Source organism: Streptomyces sp. NBC_00386, from assembly GCF_036063235.1.
Classification (GTDB): Bacteria; Actinomycetota; Actinomycetes; order Streptomycetales; family Streptomycetaceae; genus Streptomyces.
Window position 1 is genome coordinate 8,555,617 of sequence record NZ_CP107950.1, and the last position, 14,320, is coordinate 8,569,936.

General features: G+C 72.2%; 6 protein-coding genes. 5 read left to right on the forward strand and 1 reads right to left on the reverse strand.

Features of this window, described 5'->3' with window-relative positions; translation table 11 throughout:
- Positions 1-48 precede the first annotated feature (48 nt).
- Positions 49-8,877, reverse strand: a complete 8,829-nt coding sequence (locus tag OG780_RS37540) for a non-ribosomal peptide synthetase (protein ID WP_328455791.1) — start codon at positions 8,875-8,877, stop codon at positions 49-51.
- Between the two features lie 402 nt (positions 8,878-9,279).
- Here OG780_RS37540 and OG780_RS37545 point away from each other — a divergent pair, with 402 nt between their 5' ends.
- From OG780_RS37545 to sbnA, 5 genes are all read left to right on the forward strand, one after another.
- The gene (locus tag OG780_RS37545) at positions 9,280-9,750 is read left to right on the forward strand and encodes a cobalamin B12-binding domain-containing protein (protein ID WP_328455793.1); all 471 of its coding nucleotides are present in this window, start codon (positions 9,280-9,282) and stop codon (positions 9,748-9,750) included.
- A complete protein-coding gene (locus tag OG780_RS37550; protein WP_328455795.1) occupies positions 9,737-11,050 on the forward strand; it encodes a methylaspartate mutase in 1,314 nt (437 codons plus the stop codon). The genes OG780_RS37545 and OG780_RS37550 overlap by 14 nt, the downstream gene beginning before the upstream one ends.
- Positions 11,051-11,122: 72 nt before the next feature.
- Positions 11,123-12,139 carry an asparagine synthetase A gene (locus OG780_RS37555; protein ID WP_328455797.1) on the forward strand — a complete coding sequence of 339 codons (1,017 nt, stop codon included), beginning with the start codon at positions 11,123-11,125 and terminating at the stop codon, positions 12,137-12,139.
- A complete protein-coding gene (locus OG780_RS37560) occupies positions 12,136-13,359 on the forward strand; it encodes a glutamate synthase-related protein (protein WP_328455799.1) in 1,224 nt (407 codons plus the stop codon). Before OG780_RS37555 ends, OG780_RS37560 begins: the two co-directional genes overlap by 4 nt.
- Complete coding sequence (sbnA, locus tag OG780_RS37565) at positions 13,356-14,303, forward strand: 2,3-diaminopropionate biosynthesis protein SbnA (protein ID WP_328455801.1); 948 nt, start codon at positions 13,356-13,358, stop codon at positions 14,301-14,303. The genes OG780_RS37560 and sbnA overlap by 4 nt, the downstream gene beginning before the upstream one ends.
- The last annotated feature ends 17 nt before the right edge of the window (positions 14,304-14,320 follow it).

The following is a 14,320-nucleotide window of genomic DNA, read 5'->3' on the forward strand; positions in this document are numbered from 1 at the left end:
CGCGACCGTACGCCCCCACCGTCGTCCCGACGGTGGGGGCGTACTCCGTCATCCGGCCGGTGCGAACTGTGCGTTGATCGCGGCCATCATCAGGTCCGCGATGTTCTGGGCCAGTTCGGCGGGGGTCGGGTGGTCGAACACCGCCCGTACCGGTACGTCGACCCGCAGAGCCTTCCGCAGCCTTGACGCGACCTGGGTGGCGAGCAGCGAATGGCCGCCCAGCTGGAAGAAGTTGTCGTGGACGCCGACGCGTTCGATGCCCAGGAGCTCCGTCCAGACGGCCGTGATGTGCCGCTCGACGGTGTTGCGCGGCGCCGTGTACGACGTCCCGAGGTCCGGCCGCCTGCCGTCCGGGACCGGCAGTGCAGCCCGGTCCACCTTGCCGTTGGCGGTCAGGGGCAGCCGCTCCAGCAGCATGAACCCTGCCGGGATCATGTAGTCGGGCAGCTGGCGTCCGAGATGCGCGTGCAGCTCGGTGATGCTCGGGGCGTCCGGCCCGGCGGCCACCAGGTAGGCCACCAGCCGCTTGTCGCCGGGCACGTCCTCACGGACGATCACGGCGACCTCGCCGACACCGGGGTGGGTGATCAAGTTGGCCTCGACCTCACCCAGTTCGATGCGGTTGCCGCGGATCTTGACCTGGTGGTCGATCCTGCGCAGGAACTCCAGCTGTCCGTCCGGCTGCCACCGGACCAGGTCGCCGGTGCGGTACACCCGGTCGCCCACCTCCTCGGCCTCGAACGGAACGAACCGTTCCTCGGTCAGATCGGGACGCCCCAGGTAGCCGCGCGCCACCTGGACGCCACCGACCAGGAGTTCACCCGGAACGCCGACAGGCTGCGGAGCGCCGTGCTGATCCACCACGAAGCACCGGGCGTTGCCGATCGGCCGGCCGATCGGCGGAACGGTGTCCCCGGGGACGCACACGGTGGAGGTGGCGATGACCGTGGTCTCCGTGGGGCCGTAGTTGTTGACCACGCGGAACGGCAACCGGGCGAGCGGCGGCATCCGCAGCCGGTCGCCGCCGGTCAGTACGTAGTCGAGGGTGGTGTCCGGGTCCCAGTCGAGCGCCGCCAGCGACTCCAGCATCGGTGTCGACAGAAACGTGGCGTGGATACGCTGTTCGCACAGCCAGTCCCGCAGCAGATACGGAGTGAGCCGGACCCGCTCGCTGGTGACGCAGCAGGTCGCACCCCGGGTGAGGCCGAGCCACAGCTCCCACGCCGCCGCGTCGAATCCGACCCCGGCGAGCAGCGCGATCCGCTGCCCCGGCTCGAGACCGTATGCGCCGGCTGTCCAGTGGACCAGGTTGACCAGGCTGTGGTGTTCGACCTGGACGCCCTTGGGGCGGCCGGTCGAGCCGCTGGTGTAGATGAGATAGGCCAGGTTGTGCGCGGCGGCGGCGGGCTCCGGGTCGGTGACCGGCTCGCCGGCCAGCGGTCCCCCTTCGGCGTCGCACTCGTCGAGCAGCAGCAGGGGAACGCCGGCCGGGAGCCGGTCGGCCTGTGCGGTGTGGGTGAGCACGACCGGGGTCCGCGTGTCGCGCACCATGTACGCCAGCCGCTCGACCGGGTACTCCGGGTCCAGGGGCACGTACGCCGCCCCGGCCTTCAGCACCCCTAGCTCCGCCGCCACCAGGTCGGCGCCACGGCCCAGGCACACCGCCACCGGCATGTCCGGCCGCACCCCGTACCGGGTCCGCAGGTGGTGGGCGATCCGGTTGGCGCGCGCGTTCAGCTCGCCGTAGGTCAGAGTGGCCCCCGGTGAATCGACAGCCACGGTGTCCGGCTGCCGGGCCGCCCGCTCCTCGAAGAGGCCGTGCAGGGTGGCCCTGTCCGGATAGGCGGTGGCGGTGTCGTTCCACTCGACGAGTGTCGTCCGCCGCTCGGCCGGGGTGAGCATGCACAGCTGCGACAGCCGGGATCCGGGAGCGCCGGCGACTGTGTCCAGCAGTGTGCCCAAGTGGCCGGCCAGCCGGTCGACGGTGTCCTGCCGGAAGAGGTCGGTGCGGTACTCCAAGGTCCCGCGCAGACCGCCGGCCGGGCCCTCGGACATGATCAGACTCAGGTCGAACTTGGCGTCGGGCAGTGTCATGGCGAACGGCTCCACCTCAAGACCCGGCAGGCTCCAGGTGTGGCCGTCCGGTGTGTTCTGCAGCGCGAACATGGTCTGGAACAGCGGGTTGCGTGACGGGTCGCGGTCGGGTGCCAGTTCCTCCACCAGGCGCTCGAAAGGAAGATCCTGGTGGTCGTACGCGCCGAGCGCGGTGTCCTTGACCCGGTCGATCAGCTCGGTGAAGGCGGGGTCGCCGGACAGGTCGGTGCGCATCACGAGGGTGTTGACGAAGAAACCGATCAGATCCTCGGTCTCGGCGCGGTTGCGGCCGGCGATGGGGCTGCCGACCGTGATGTCGTCCTGCATGCTGTACTTCGCCAGCAGCACCTGGAACACCGCCAGGAGCACCATGTACAGGCTCGCGCCGTTCGCCGTCGCCACCGCGCGCAGTCGCGCGGCGACCTCGGCCGGCACCTCGAACGCCACGGTGGAGCCGCCTTCGGGCGGTCCCGCAGGGCGTCGGTGGTCGCTCGGCAGTTCCAGCGGCTCCACCCCGGTGAGCCGGTCCCGCCAGTACGCCAGTTGGTCCCTCAGCACGTCACCGGCCAGCCGCTCTCGTTGCCACACGGAGAAGTCCGCGTACTGCAGCGGCAGTTCGGGCAGACCGGTCGGCTCCACCCCGGCCACCGCCGCCCCGTACCCCTCACGCAGCTCCCGCGCCAGGATTCCCTCCGACCATCCGTCGGCTGCGATGTGGTGCACCGACAGCAGGAGGAACGCCTCGTTGTCCGCGAGCCGCACCAGATGCGCCCGCAGCAGCGGACCCGTCGCCAGATCGAACGGGCGACCCGCCTCGGCCTCCGCGAACCGCCGTGCCGCCGCGAGCCGTTCCTCCGGATCGACGACGTGGCGCAGGTCGTGGACGGTCGCTCCCACCGGTGCCGCGGGATCGATGACCTGCCCCGGCTCACCGTCCTCGGGGACGAACCGGGTCCGCAGGACCTCGTGCCGCGCCACCATCGAGGTGAGCGCGGCGTCCAGGGCCGGCACATCGAGTACGCCACGGACGTGCAGCGCGAACGGCACGACGTATTCAGCGCGTCCCGGCTCCAACTGATCCAGGAACCACAGCCTCTGCTGGGCGGAGCTCAGGGGCAGCGGACCGCCGGTCCGCGCGGCGGGTGTGATCCGCTCCGTGCCGTCCGTGCCGAGCTCGGCCACGAGGGCCGCCAGCGCGGCGACCGTGGGCGCCGCGAACAAGGCCCGTACCGGCACCTCCACGCCGAGTGCGGCCCGCAGCCGCGAGGTGACCTGGGTGGCCAGCAGCGAGTGACCGCCCAGCTCGAAGAAGTTGTCGTCGACACCGGTGACGTCCGTCCCCAGCACCAGCGACCAGGCCTCCGCCACCGTGCGTTCGGCCGGTGTGCGCGGCGCGACACCGCCCTCGGCGGAGCGGGGCTCCGGCGCGGGCAGGGCACGCCGGTCCACCTTGCCGTTCGGGGTGAGCGGCAGCCGGGCCAGCACGATGAACGCGGACGGCACCATGTAGTCGGGCAGCTCACGGCGCAGCCGGGCACGCAGTCCCTCGGCGGTCGGCGTCTGCCCGTCCGGTACGACGTACGCCACCAGGCGCTTGTCACCCGGGATGTCCTCACGCAGGACGACGGTCGCGGTCGCGACGTCGTGCCCCGCCAGCAGCACCGACTCGATCTCGCCCGGCTCGATGCGGTGACCGCGCAGTTTCACCTGGTCGTCGAGCCGCCCCAGGAACTCCAGTCGCCCGTCGGGCAGCCACCGCACCCGGTCGCCGGTGCGGTAGACCCGCCGGGGCGTGCCGTCGATGTCCACGGTGACGAACCGCTCCGCGGTCTGCTCCGGCAGTCCCTGGTAGCCACGCGCCAATCCGGCACCGCCGACCAGGAGTTCGCCCGGGACGCCGATCGGTACGGGCCGGTCGTGCCGGTCGACGACGTGGACGACGGTGTTACGTACCGGCCGGCCGATCGGCGGGACCGGCACCCCCGGCTCCACCTCGGCGGATGTCGTGACCACCGTCGACTCGGTCGGCCCGTAGTTGTTGACGACGAGGAACGGCAGCCGCAGCCCGGCCGGCAGGCGCAGCGCGTCACCGCCGGTGAGGACGTAGGCCAATGAGGTCGGCTCCGACCAGTCCAGCGCGGCCAGCGCCTCCAGCATGGGAGTGGAGAGGAACGTGCCGTGCACCCGCCGCCCGGCCAGCCAGCGCTGGAGCAGCTCCGGTGTGCGTCGCACCGTGTCGTCGGGGACGCACACGGTGGCACCGGCCGCCAGCGCGGGCCACAGCTCCCACGCCGCTGCGTCGAAGCCGAGACCGGCTAGGTGCGAGACCCTTCGACCCGGCGCCGCGCCGAAGCTCTCCACCGTCCAGTGGATCAGGTTGACCAGGCTTCGGTGCTCGATCTGGACGCCCTTGGGGCGGCCGGTCGAGCCGCTGGTGTAGATGAGATAGGCCAGGTCGTGCGGGGTGGCGGCGGGCTCCGGGTCGTGCGCCGCCAGATCCTGGACCAGTGGCCAGTCCCGGTCGGTGAGGAAGCGGTGGGGCGTGCGGGGCAGCAGGGCCGTGTGCGCGGCGTCGGTCACCACGTGCGCCGCCCCGGAGTCCTCGATCATGAAGGCGAGCCGGTCGGCCGGAAGATCCGGGTCCAGCGGCAGGTACGCGGCCCCCGACTTCAGTGCCGCGAGCAGGGCGGCGATCTGGTCGGGCCCGCGCTCCAGGCACACGGCGACCACCCGGCCGGCCCCGGCGCCGAGCGAGCGCAGGTGCCGGGCGAGCCGGTTGGCCCGCTCGTTCAGCTCCCGGTACGTCAGCTCCCCGGTCTCCGACAGCACCGCTGTCGTACCGGGCAGTTGTGCGACGCGCTCCTCGACGAGTCGGTGCGCCGTCGTGGCGGCGTCCGGGGAGAGGGACGCCGCGCCGGACCACTCGGTCAGCACACGTACGCGCTCGGCGCCGGTCAGCACCTCCAGCTCCGACAGCCGCCGACCCCGGTCCGAGACCACCGCTTCGAGCAGCGTGGTGAAGTGACCGGCCAGTCGGGTCGCCGTCGCGTGTTCGAACAGATCCGCGGCGAAGACGAGATTCCCGTCGAGCGAACCGTCAGGCCGCTCGGTGAGGAACAGTGTCAGGTCGAACTTGGCCTCCTCCGTCCGCACCGCGAACGGCTCGACCTCGAGACCCGGCAGACCCCACGCGTTCCCGTCCGGTGTGTTCTGGAGCACGAACATGGTCTGGAACAGCGGGGTGCGGGACAGGTCCCGCTCCGGCGCCAGTTCCTCCACCAGGCGCTCGAAGGGAAGATCCTGGTGGTCGTACGCGCCGAGCGCGGTGTCCCTGACCCGGTCGAGCAGGTCACCGAAGCTCGGATCGCCGGACAGGTCGGTGCGCATCACGAGGGTGTTGACGAAGAAGCCGATCAGATCCTCGGTCTCCGACCGGTTGCGGCCGGCGATCGGACTGCCGACCGCGATGTCCTCCTGCCCGCTGTACTTCGCCATGAGCAGCTGGAACACCGCGAGCAGCGACATGAACAGGCTGGCGCCCTGCCCCGCTGCCATCCGCCGGGCGCCGTCGACCACGTCGGCGGGGACGCTGAAGGCGACCGCGTCACCGCGACCCGACCGCTCGGCCGGGCGGCGCCGGTCGGTCGGCAGCTCCAGCGGCTGGAGGCCGGCGAGTCGCTCGCGCCAGTACTCCGCTTGTCCGTCCAGCTCGGAGCCTTCCAAGGTCGCGCGCTGCCAGGCCGCGAAGTCCGCGTACTGGAGTTCCAGCGGGACGAGACCGGCGTCACGGCCCGTGACCGCCGCCCCGTACAACTCCCGCAGTTCCCGCGCCAGGATGCCTTCCGACCAGCCGTCGGAGAGGATGTGGTGCAGCGCGACCAGCAGGAGCCACTCCTCCTCTGCGACACGCACCGCCAGCGCCCGCAACAGCGGTCCCGCCGCCAGGTCGAACGGCAGCCCCGCTGCCTCGCGCAGGATGCCGAGCGCCGCGTCGTCACCGAGGTCCCTCGCGTCGTGCACCTCCACGGCCACCTCCCGCGGCGCCTCGACGATCTGGACCGGACGGCCCGTACCGTCCGCCACGAATCGGGTCCGCAGGATCTCGTGCCGGGCCACCAGCGCCGTCAGCGCGGCTCCGAACGCGTCCGGTGCGAAGGGCCCCGTGACCCGCAGTCCGGCCGGGACGACGTACTCGGCTCGTCCGGGCTCCAACTGGTCCAGGAACCAGAGCCGTTGCTGGGCGAACGACAGCGGCAGCGGCCCCGCGGGCCGGTCCGGGCGCGGCACCGCCGTCACCGTGCCGGGATCGAGCGCGTCGAGGGCGGCCGCCAGCGTCGCCGGGGTCGGCGCCTCGAACAGGGTGCGGTGGGACACGTGTACGCCCAGGTCCCGGCGCAGCCGGGACGCGACCTGGGCGGCCAGCAGCGAGTGCCCGCCCAGCTCGAAGAAGTTGTCGTCGACGCCGACCGGATCCACGCCCAGCAACGCGGCCCAGATGCCGGCGACCGCCACCTGCGTCGGTGTGCTGGGCGCCCGGTACGCCACGGCCAGATCCGGACGGTGGCTCTCGGGCGTCGGCAGCGCCTTGCGGTCCACCTTGCCGTTCGGTGTCAGAGGAAGCCGCTCCAGCGTCACGTACCGGGCAGGCACCATGTGCTCGGGCAGATCCCGCGACAGGGCCCGGCGCAGATCGGGCGCCGCCGGACCGGCCTCGCCCGCCGGCACCAGGTACGCCACCAGGCGCTTGTCGCCCGGGACGTCCTCGCGGACCACGACGGTCGCCGCCGCCACCCCCGGCCGGGCCAGCAGGGCGTTCTCGATCTCGCCCAGTTCCACCCGGTGGCCGCGAAGCTTGACCTGGTCGTCGATCCGGCCGAGGTAGACCAGCTGCCCGTCCGGCAGCCACTTCACCACGTCCCCGGTGCGGTACACCCGAGCGTCCGGATCCGTCGAGAACGGGTGGGGTACGAATCGCTCCGCCGTCAGTTCGGGCCGCCCCAGGTAGCCGAGGGCCACGTTCACGCCGCCGATCAGCAACTCACCCGGCACGCCGACCGGCTGGATCTCGCCGTGTGCGCCGACCACGAACACCTCGGTGTTGTCGATCGCGCGGCCCATCGGCACGTGGTCCGCCGCCGGGTCCACCGAAACCGTCCGGCTCACCACGTTGCCCACGGTCGCCTCGGTCGGCCCGTACTCGTTGACGACGGCCGTGTCGTCCGCGCCGCTCGCCAGCACCCGGTGCGTCAGCGTCGGCGTGAGGTCCTCGCCCCCCGCCACCACCGTCGCGACGGCGTGCCGCAGACCGTCCCGCTCCAGCCGGGCAGTCAGCAGCTCCAGATGCGAGGGGGTCGCCTTGAGGAAACTGACCCGCGCACCGGCCGCCACGAGATCCACGGCCGCGTCGAACACCGTCTGCCCAGGACCGGGGTTCGGTATGACCAGGCGAAGCCCCTGCACCAGTGGCAGGAACAACGCGGTGACCGTCAGGTCGAACGCCGCCGACGAGCACAGCAGCGAGCCGATCTCGGCGCCGGGCGCGGCCGGGTAGTTGCGGTCGCACCAGTGCAGGTAGTTGACGACACCCCGGTGCGCCACACGGACGCCCTTGGGACGGCCCGTGGAGCCCGAGGTGTAGATGACATAGGCCAGGTCGTCGGGGCTCGCCTCGACCGCCGGGGCCGAGCCGTCGCCGTCCGGCCAACTGCGGTCGGTGAGCAGCAGTTCGGATCCCGGCGCGAACAGGCAGGCGTGTTCGGACTGAGTGATCACTACGGGCGCCGCACTGTCGCCGACCATGTAGCGCAGCCGCTCGGCCGGATACGACGGGTCCAACGGCACGTATGCGGCACCGGACTTGAGCACCCCGAGTAGAGCGCACACCAGGTCCGGGCCGTGGTCCAGGCACACCGCGACCAGTGCGCCCGGTCCGACGCCCCGCTCGCGAAGGTGGCGCGCGAGCCGGTTCGCCCGCTCGTCCAGCGCACGGTAGGTCAGCAGCTTTCCGCCGTGCTCCAGAGCGACCGCGTCCGGCTGCCGGGTGGCCCGCTCCTCGACAAGGCGGTGAACGGTCGACGTGTCCGGGAACGCGGACCGGGGCCCGTTCCATTCGGTGAGGATCCGCGTCCGCTCCGCCGCCGTCAGCATCTCCAGCGCGGCCAGCCGCGTCCCCGGTGCCTCGGCGGCGGACCGGGCGAGGACGCCGCAGTGCTCTGCCAGACGCACTGCCGTGGCCCGATCGAACAGGTCCGTACGGTAGCCCAGAACACCCCGCAGCACGTCGCCGTCGGCGGCGAGCTCCAGGGTGACCTGCGCCTCCGGAGCGAGCACGGCCGGCGCGTCGCCCGCCGTGCGCCACGCGAACCACGGAGCACTGTCCAGCGCACCGTCGGCCGCCTCGGCGAGCTCCGCGTACGGCAGTCCACGGCGCGCTCCCACGGCCCGCGCGACTCCGGCCAGCGCGTCCTCGAACAGCGGGTCGCCGTCGGGACCCCGTACCGCCCGCGCCTGTCCGTCCTCGCCCCGCACCACCACGGGGACATCGCCCCGGCCGGTGTGCCGTGCGAGCAGTGCCTGGAACACCGTCAGAAGGACCGCCGAAAGCTCCGTCCCCCGCTCGTGCGCCAACGTGGACAGCGCCTGCGCGGTCACGGCGGGCACGTCGAAGAGGACCCGCTCCGAGGCTCCGGTCCCGTCGTTCGCCGGACGCCGGTCCGCCGGCAGCTCCAGCGGCTCCAGGCCTGCCAGCGCGTGACGCCACTCTTCCACCTGGTGATCAGCCACCGTTCACTCCCCATCGTCAGCACGTTGTCAGCGGTACAAGCGGTACAAGCGATTCGTGCGGTACAAGCGGCCGGCCCTTCAGAGGCGGCACCGCGGCCACCGGCGCCGGAGAGACGTCCGCGGTGAGCACGTTAGGAGGCGGGCACGGGCGCCCCCAGTGGGCACAAGTGACGCCCCGGCGGCTGGCCACAAGTGCCCAGTGCCGCGCAGGAACACCGCTGGCCACGATGGACGACGTCACCCGCCGACAGCTCGGACGTCTGGAGCCGACTCACCGAAGTGCCGCCGAACGCCCTTGAGGCGGCAGGGACTTCGAGGGATCGATCAGGTCGGGGCATGCCCGGATGACCGGCCCGATCGCAACGATCGCGGCCCCCTATGGTGTCGAGAGGAAAGCCGGTCGTGTACGTGCGTCACCAGCCTTCGGAGAGCCCGCCCCACGCGGTCCTGAGCACCATCCCCTCGGACTCGCACACCTGGAACCTGCTGTTCCTCCAACTCATCCTGGAGGAACAGGGATGGGAGGTCACCAACCTCGGTGCCTGCGTCCCGGTCGACACCCTGGTCACCGAGTCCGCAGCGCGGCCCCCCGGCCTCATCGTCGTGAGCACCGTCAACGGCCACGGCGCCGAGGAGGCCCCGGCCCTGGCCCGCGCGGTACGCGCCGAGCCCGCCCTGGCCCGAGTGCCGCTCGTCATCGGCGGCAAGCTCGACACCCAGGGGTCCGTCGTCCCCGATGCCCATCCCGCGCTCACCGAGGCCGGCTTCGACGCCGTCCTGACCGGGCCGAAGGCCGTACCGCGGCTGCTCGCCCTGCTCGACTCCCTGTCGCAGCGCGCGCACGGAAGGGTCTACGCCAATGCCGCCCGCTGATCCCGCCCCCGTCGGTGCGAGGCCGCTCGCCGGCCCCGCACCCGGTGGCGCCTTCCACCGCTTCATGGACGCCGCCGCACGCTCCGGCACGCTCGTCGTCCAGCCCCGAATGGGGTTCGCGGACCCTGTCAGGATGCGCGCCGGCCTGCTTGCGACACGTGAAGCCGCCGCCACCACCGTCGGCACCCTCACCCTCGACAGCTTCACCCGCGTCGGTGACTACGCGGCCGCCGCCCGCGCCGCTGCCCAGGGCCACCCGCTCAACGGCTACCCGCTCGTGAGCATGCCCGTCGCCACCACCACCGGGCTGCTCGACGGCGTCCGCGGCGAGGACTTCCCCGTCCAGGTCCGGCACGGCTCCGCGCGGCCCGGCCGCATCGTCGAGGCACTGATCGACGCCGGACTCGACGCCACCGAGGGCGGCCCCGTCTCCTACTGCCTGCCCTATGGCCGCACCCCGCTCGCCACCTCCGTGCAGGCATGGCGGGACGCGTGTCGCACGCTTGCCGCGCTCCGGGCGTCCGGTGTCGAACCGCACCTGGAGAGCTTCGGCGGCTGCATGCTGGGCCAGCTCTGCCCACCGTCGCTGCTCATCGCCCTCTCCGTACTGGAAGGGATGTTCTTCCGGCAGCACGGCCTGCGCAGCATCTCCCTGAGCTACGCCCAGCAGACCAGCGCGAGGCAGGACGAGGAAGCCGTCCACGCTCTGCGCGCCCTGGCCGCCGAACACCTCCCGGACACCTCCTGGCACGTGGTCGTCTACGCCTACATGGGCGTGTATCCGGAGACCAGACCCGGCGCGCTGGCCCTCGTCGCGGACGCCGCCCGGCTCGCGGTGCGGACCGGAGCCGCGCGCCTCATCGTCAAGACGGCCGCCGAGGCCGCCCGCATTCCGTCGATCGCCGAGAACGTCACGGCGCTGGAGACGGCGACAAGCGCCGCACACTCCGCGCGGCGCACCGCTCCGCCGCCGTCCACCGGCATCGAGGAGGAGGCCCGCGCCCTCGTGGAGGCCGTCCTCGGCCTGCACGACGATCTCGGGCAGGCCCTCATCCGGGCCTTCGCCCGCGGCTACCTCGACGTCCCCTTCTGCCTGCACCCCGACAACGCGGGCCGCACCCGCAGCGTCATCAGCGAGCAGGGCCGGCTGGAGTGGTCCGACCCCGGATCGCTGCCGCTCGGCCCCACCGCCACTGTGCACCGCTCCCGACGCCTGACCTCGTCGGGGCTGATGCGCGCGCTCCAGCACGTCAAGGCCCGCTACGACGGGGCCGCCGACTCGCTCGCCCGAGCGAGCTGACCGCTCGTCATCCTCCCCTTCCGAAGCCCCTCTCGGGCCGGTGAACCGTACGTCGACCGGACAAGGACCGACATGACACTCCAGATCGATCACCCCCTGGCGTTCGCCGCCGCTCCCGCCCTGCCCTCGCCGCTGGAACACCTGCGCGACCCGCGCACCAGGGCGGCCCTGCGCGTTCAGCAGGCCCTGGTCGCGGGCGCCCGGGCCTACCTCCGTGCCGACGACGCGGTGGAAATGGCCCACCCGATCATCGGCCCGGTCACCGACCCCGGCTCGCGCGGCGCCAAGCAGGTGGACGTCGACTACTACGGCCACCGCTACAAGCTGATGACCAGCGCCATCCTCTACAAGCAGGCGTCCCTGCTGGCCTACGACCGCATCTTCCTTGTTGCGCCCAACGTCCGTCTGGAGCCGGTGGAAACCAGCTCGACCCACCGCCACCTCTCCGAGTTCCGGCAGATCGACGTCGAGTACGCCGGTGCCACCCGCGACGACGCCATGGACATCGCCGAAGGGCTCGTCCGCCACGCCGTCACCACCGTCGCCGACGAATGCGGCGCCGAACTCGCCGTCCTCGGCCGGGACCCCGACACCCTGCGCCGTTTCGTCGCCGAGCCGTTCGCCCGCGTCCCGCACGGCGAGGTCGTCGAGCGCCTGCGCAGCGACGGCTACCCGCAGGCCGCCGGCACGGAGATCGAGTGGGAGGCGGAGGAGCGGATCTCCCGCCAGGCCGACGCCCCGTTCTTCATCGTCGGCTACCCCAAGGGCTCCCGCGGCTTCTACGACAAGGAGAGCCCCGCCGAGCCCGGCACCCTGCTCAACTTCGACCTGATCGCTCCCGAGTCCTGCGGTGAACTGTGCAGCGGCAGCGAGCGCGAGAACGAGTACGCCACCCTGGTCACCCGGATGCGGGAGACCGGCGAGAACCCCTCCAAGTACGCCTGGTACCTCGACGTCGCCCGCCACGGCATCCCCCGCAGCGCCGGCTTCGGCATCGGCCTGGAACGCCTCACCCGCTGGGTCGCCGGCCTCGACTCCGTCTGGCAGGCCACGGCCTTCCCGAAGCTCGCGGGGGTCGTGTCCCCGTGACGTACCTGACCGCACCAGGTCTGCCCGAGGACGCCATCCGCGCCCGTGCCCGTGACGGAGCCGCCGCCGTCTTCCCGCCGGCCGACAGCTACGGCACCGCAGTCTTCGGCGGAATCCGCGAGCCGGGCGACGAGATCGACGCACTGCGCCTGGCCCCGCCCGTCTTCATGCCCGGCCGCCTCGCCAAACTCATCGACCTCGGCCGCGAACCCCTCTACTCCGACGTCTCCCTCACCACCGCCCTCGGCGGCTTCGACGCCCCCGTGCCCGTGTACGTGTCGGCCCTCGGCTCCACCCGCGTCGCCGGCACCAGTCTCGCCCTCAGCCGCCAGGCCGGACGCCTCGGCATCCCCATGGTCATCGGCGAGAACGTCGCCCCGATGAACGGCTTCCGCAGCAGCGGCGACGACCACCGCAAGGGCCTGCTGGAACGCATCCTCGCCTACTGCGAGGAACTCCCCGACGGCGTCGGCGGCGTCTGCGTCCAGCAGAGCACCGAGGACGCCGACTCCGAGGTGTGGAACCAGGTCTACAGCGACCCCGCCGTCTCCGGACTCCTCACCACCGGCCGCCTCGGCTTCGAGATGAAGGTCGGCCAGGGCGCCAAGCCCGGCCTCGGTGGCCTCACCATGATCAGCGAGGCGGTCGCCGCCGACCTCGACGGGCAGTACGCCGTCGAGCGCCTCGACCCCGACGGGGGAGCGGTCCTGCGCTGCTCCAGCCCCGGCACCTTCACCGACGAGATCTTCCGTCGGCAGATCCAGCTCATGCGCAACAACTACCCGCGCGCCCGCTGCTGGGTGAAGCTCTTCCCCGGCCGGGACGTCGGCCGTGCCGCCGCCATCGCCTGGGAGGCGGGCGCCCACGCCGTCACCGTCGACGGAGCCGAGGGCGGAACCGGCTGGGCCCCCACCGGCTTCCTCGGCCACGTCGGACTCCCGCTCGCCGAGTGCCTGCGCCGGGTGGACCCCGCCGACCACACCCTGCTCGCCAGCGGACGCGTCTGGGACGGCATCCGCGCCGTCAAACTGCTCGCTCTCGGCGTCCGCGCCGTCGGCCTCGGCCGCGCCGCCCTGGTCGCCGCCGACGAGGATCCGGACCACGGACTCGAACGCCTCGTGGACGCCATGGCCCTGGAGATGCGCATGGCCGTCAGCTCGCTCGGCAGATACGCGGCCGAGGAGACCGGGCCCGAGGACCTGTGGAGGCCCGAGTCATGATCTACGAGCACACCTACGAGCTGGTCACCGACGACCTCTTCGTCCGTCTGGCCCGCGTGGTACCCGGCGCCGACGTCTTCCTCAAGATCGAGGGTCTCAACCCGGCCGGCTCGGTCAAGCTCAAGACGGCCCTCAGCCTGGTCGAGGACGCCGAGCACCGCGAGGTCCTCACCCCCGGTGCCCGCGTCATCGAGTCGTCCTCCGGAAACCTCGGCATCGCCCTCAGCTCCATCTGCGCCACCAAGGGATACCCCTTCACCTGTGTGGTCGACCTCAACACCAACGCCACCAGCATCGACCACATGCGCGCCCTCGGCGCCGAGGTCGTCGTCGTGGACACCGTCGACGCCAACGGCGGCTTCCTCCAGTCCCGCATCGCCCACATCCGGCGGCGCGTCGAGGCCGACCCCTCCATGGTGTGGCTCAACCAGTACGCCAACCCGGCCAACCCCCGCGCCCACTACGAGCAGACCGCGCGCACTCTGCTCAAGGAGCTCCAGCACATCGACTACCTGTTCGTCGGCGCGGGCTCCACCGGCACGTTCGTCGGCTGCTCCCGCTATCTGCGCGAGTACTCGCCGGACACCCGGATCGTCGCCGTCGACGCCCTCGGCTCCATCATCTTCGGGACCCCGCCCGGACCGCGCCGCATCCCTGGCCTCGGCGCCAGCCGCGTCCCGGAACTGCTCGAACCCGGCCTCGCCGACGAGGTCGTGCTCGTTGCGGAGGAGGACGCGGTCCACGAGTGCCGGCTGCTCGCCCGCACCCACGGGCTCCTGGTCGGCGGTTCCACCGGATCCGTCCTGGCCGCGATCCGCCAGTACGCCGACGCGTTCCCCGCCGGCTCCCGCATCGCCGCGATCTCACCCGACCTGGGCGAACGCTACCTCGGCACGGTCTACAACGACGCCTGGGTGGGCCAACACCTCGGTGTCCTCGCCTGATCACCGTCCCGCACTCC

What these genes read in the sequence shown, in the direction of transcription:
- OG780_RS37550 (WP_328455795.1), top strand. Translation starts at nt 9,737, where the DNA reads ATGCCGCCCGCTGATCCCGCCCCCGTCGGTGCGAGGCCGCTCGCCGGC.
- OG780_RS37555 (WP_328455797.1), top strand. Translation starts at nt 11,123, where the DNA reads ATGACACTCCAGATCGATCACCCCCTGGCGTTCGCCGCCGCTCCCGCC.
- sbnA (WP_328455801.1), top strand. Translation starts at nt 13,356, where the DNA reads ATGATCTACGAGCACACCTACGAGCTGGTCACCGACGACCTCTTCGTC.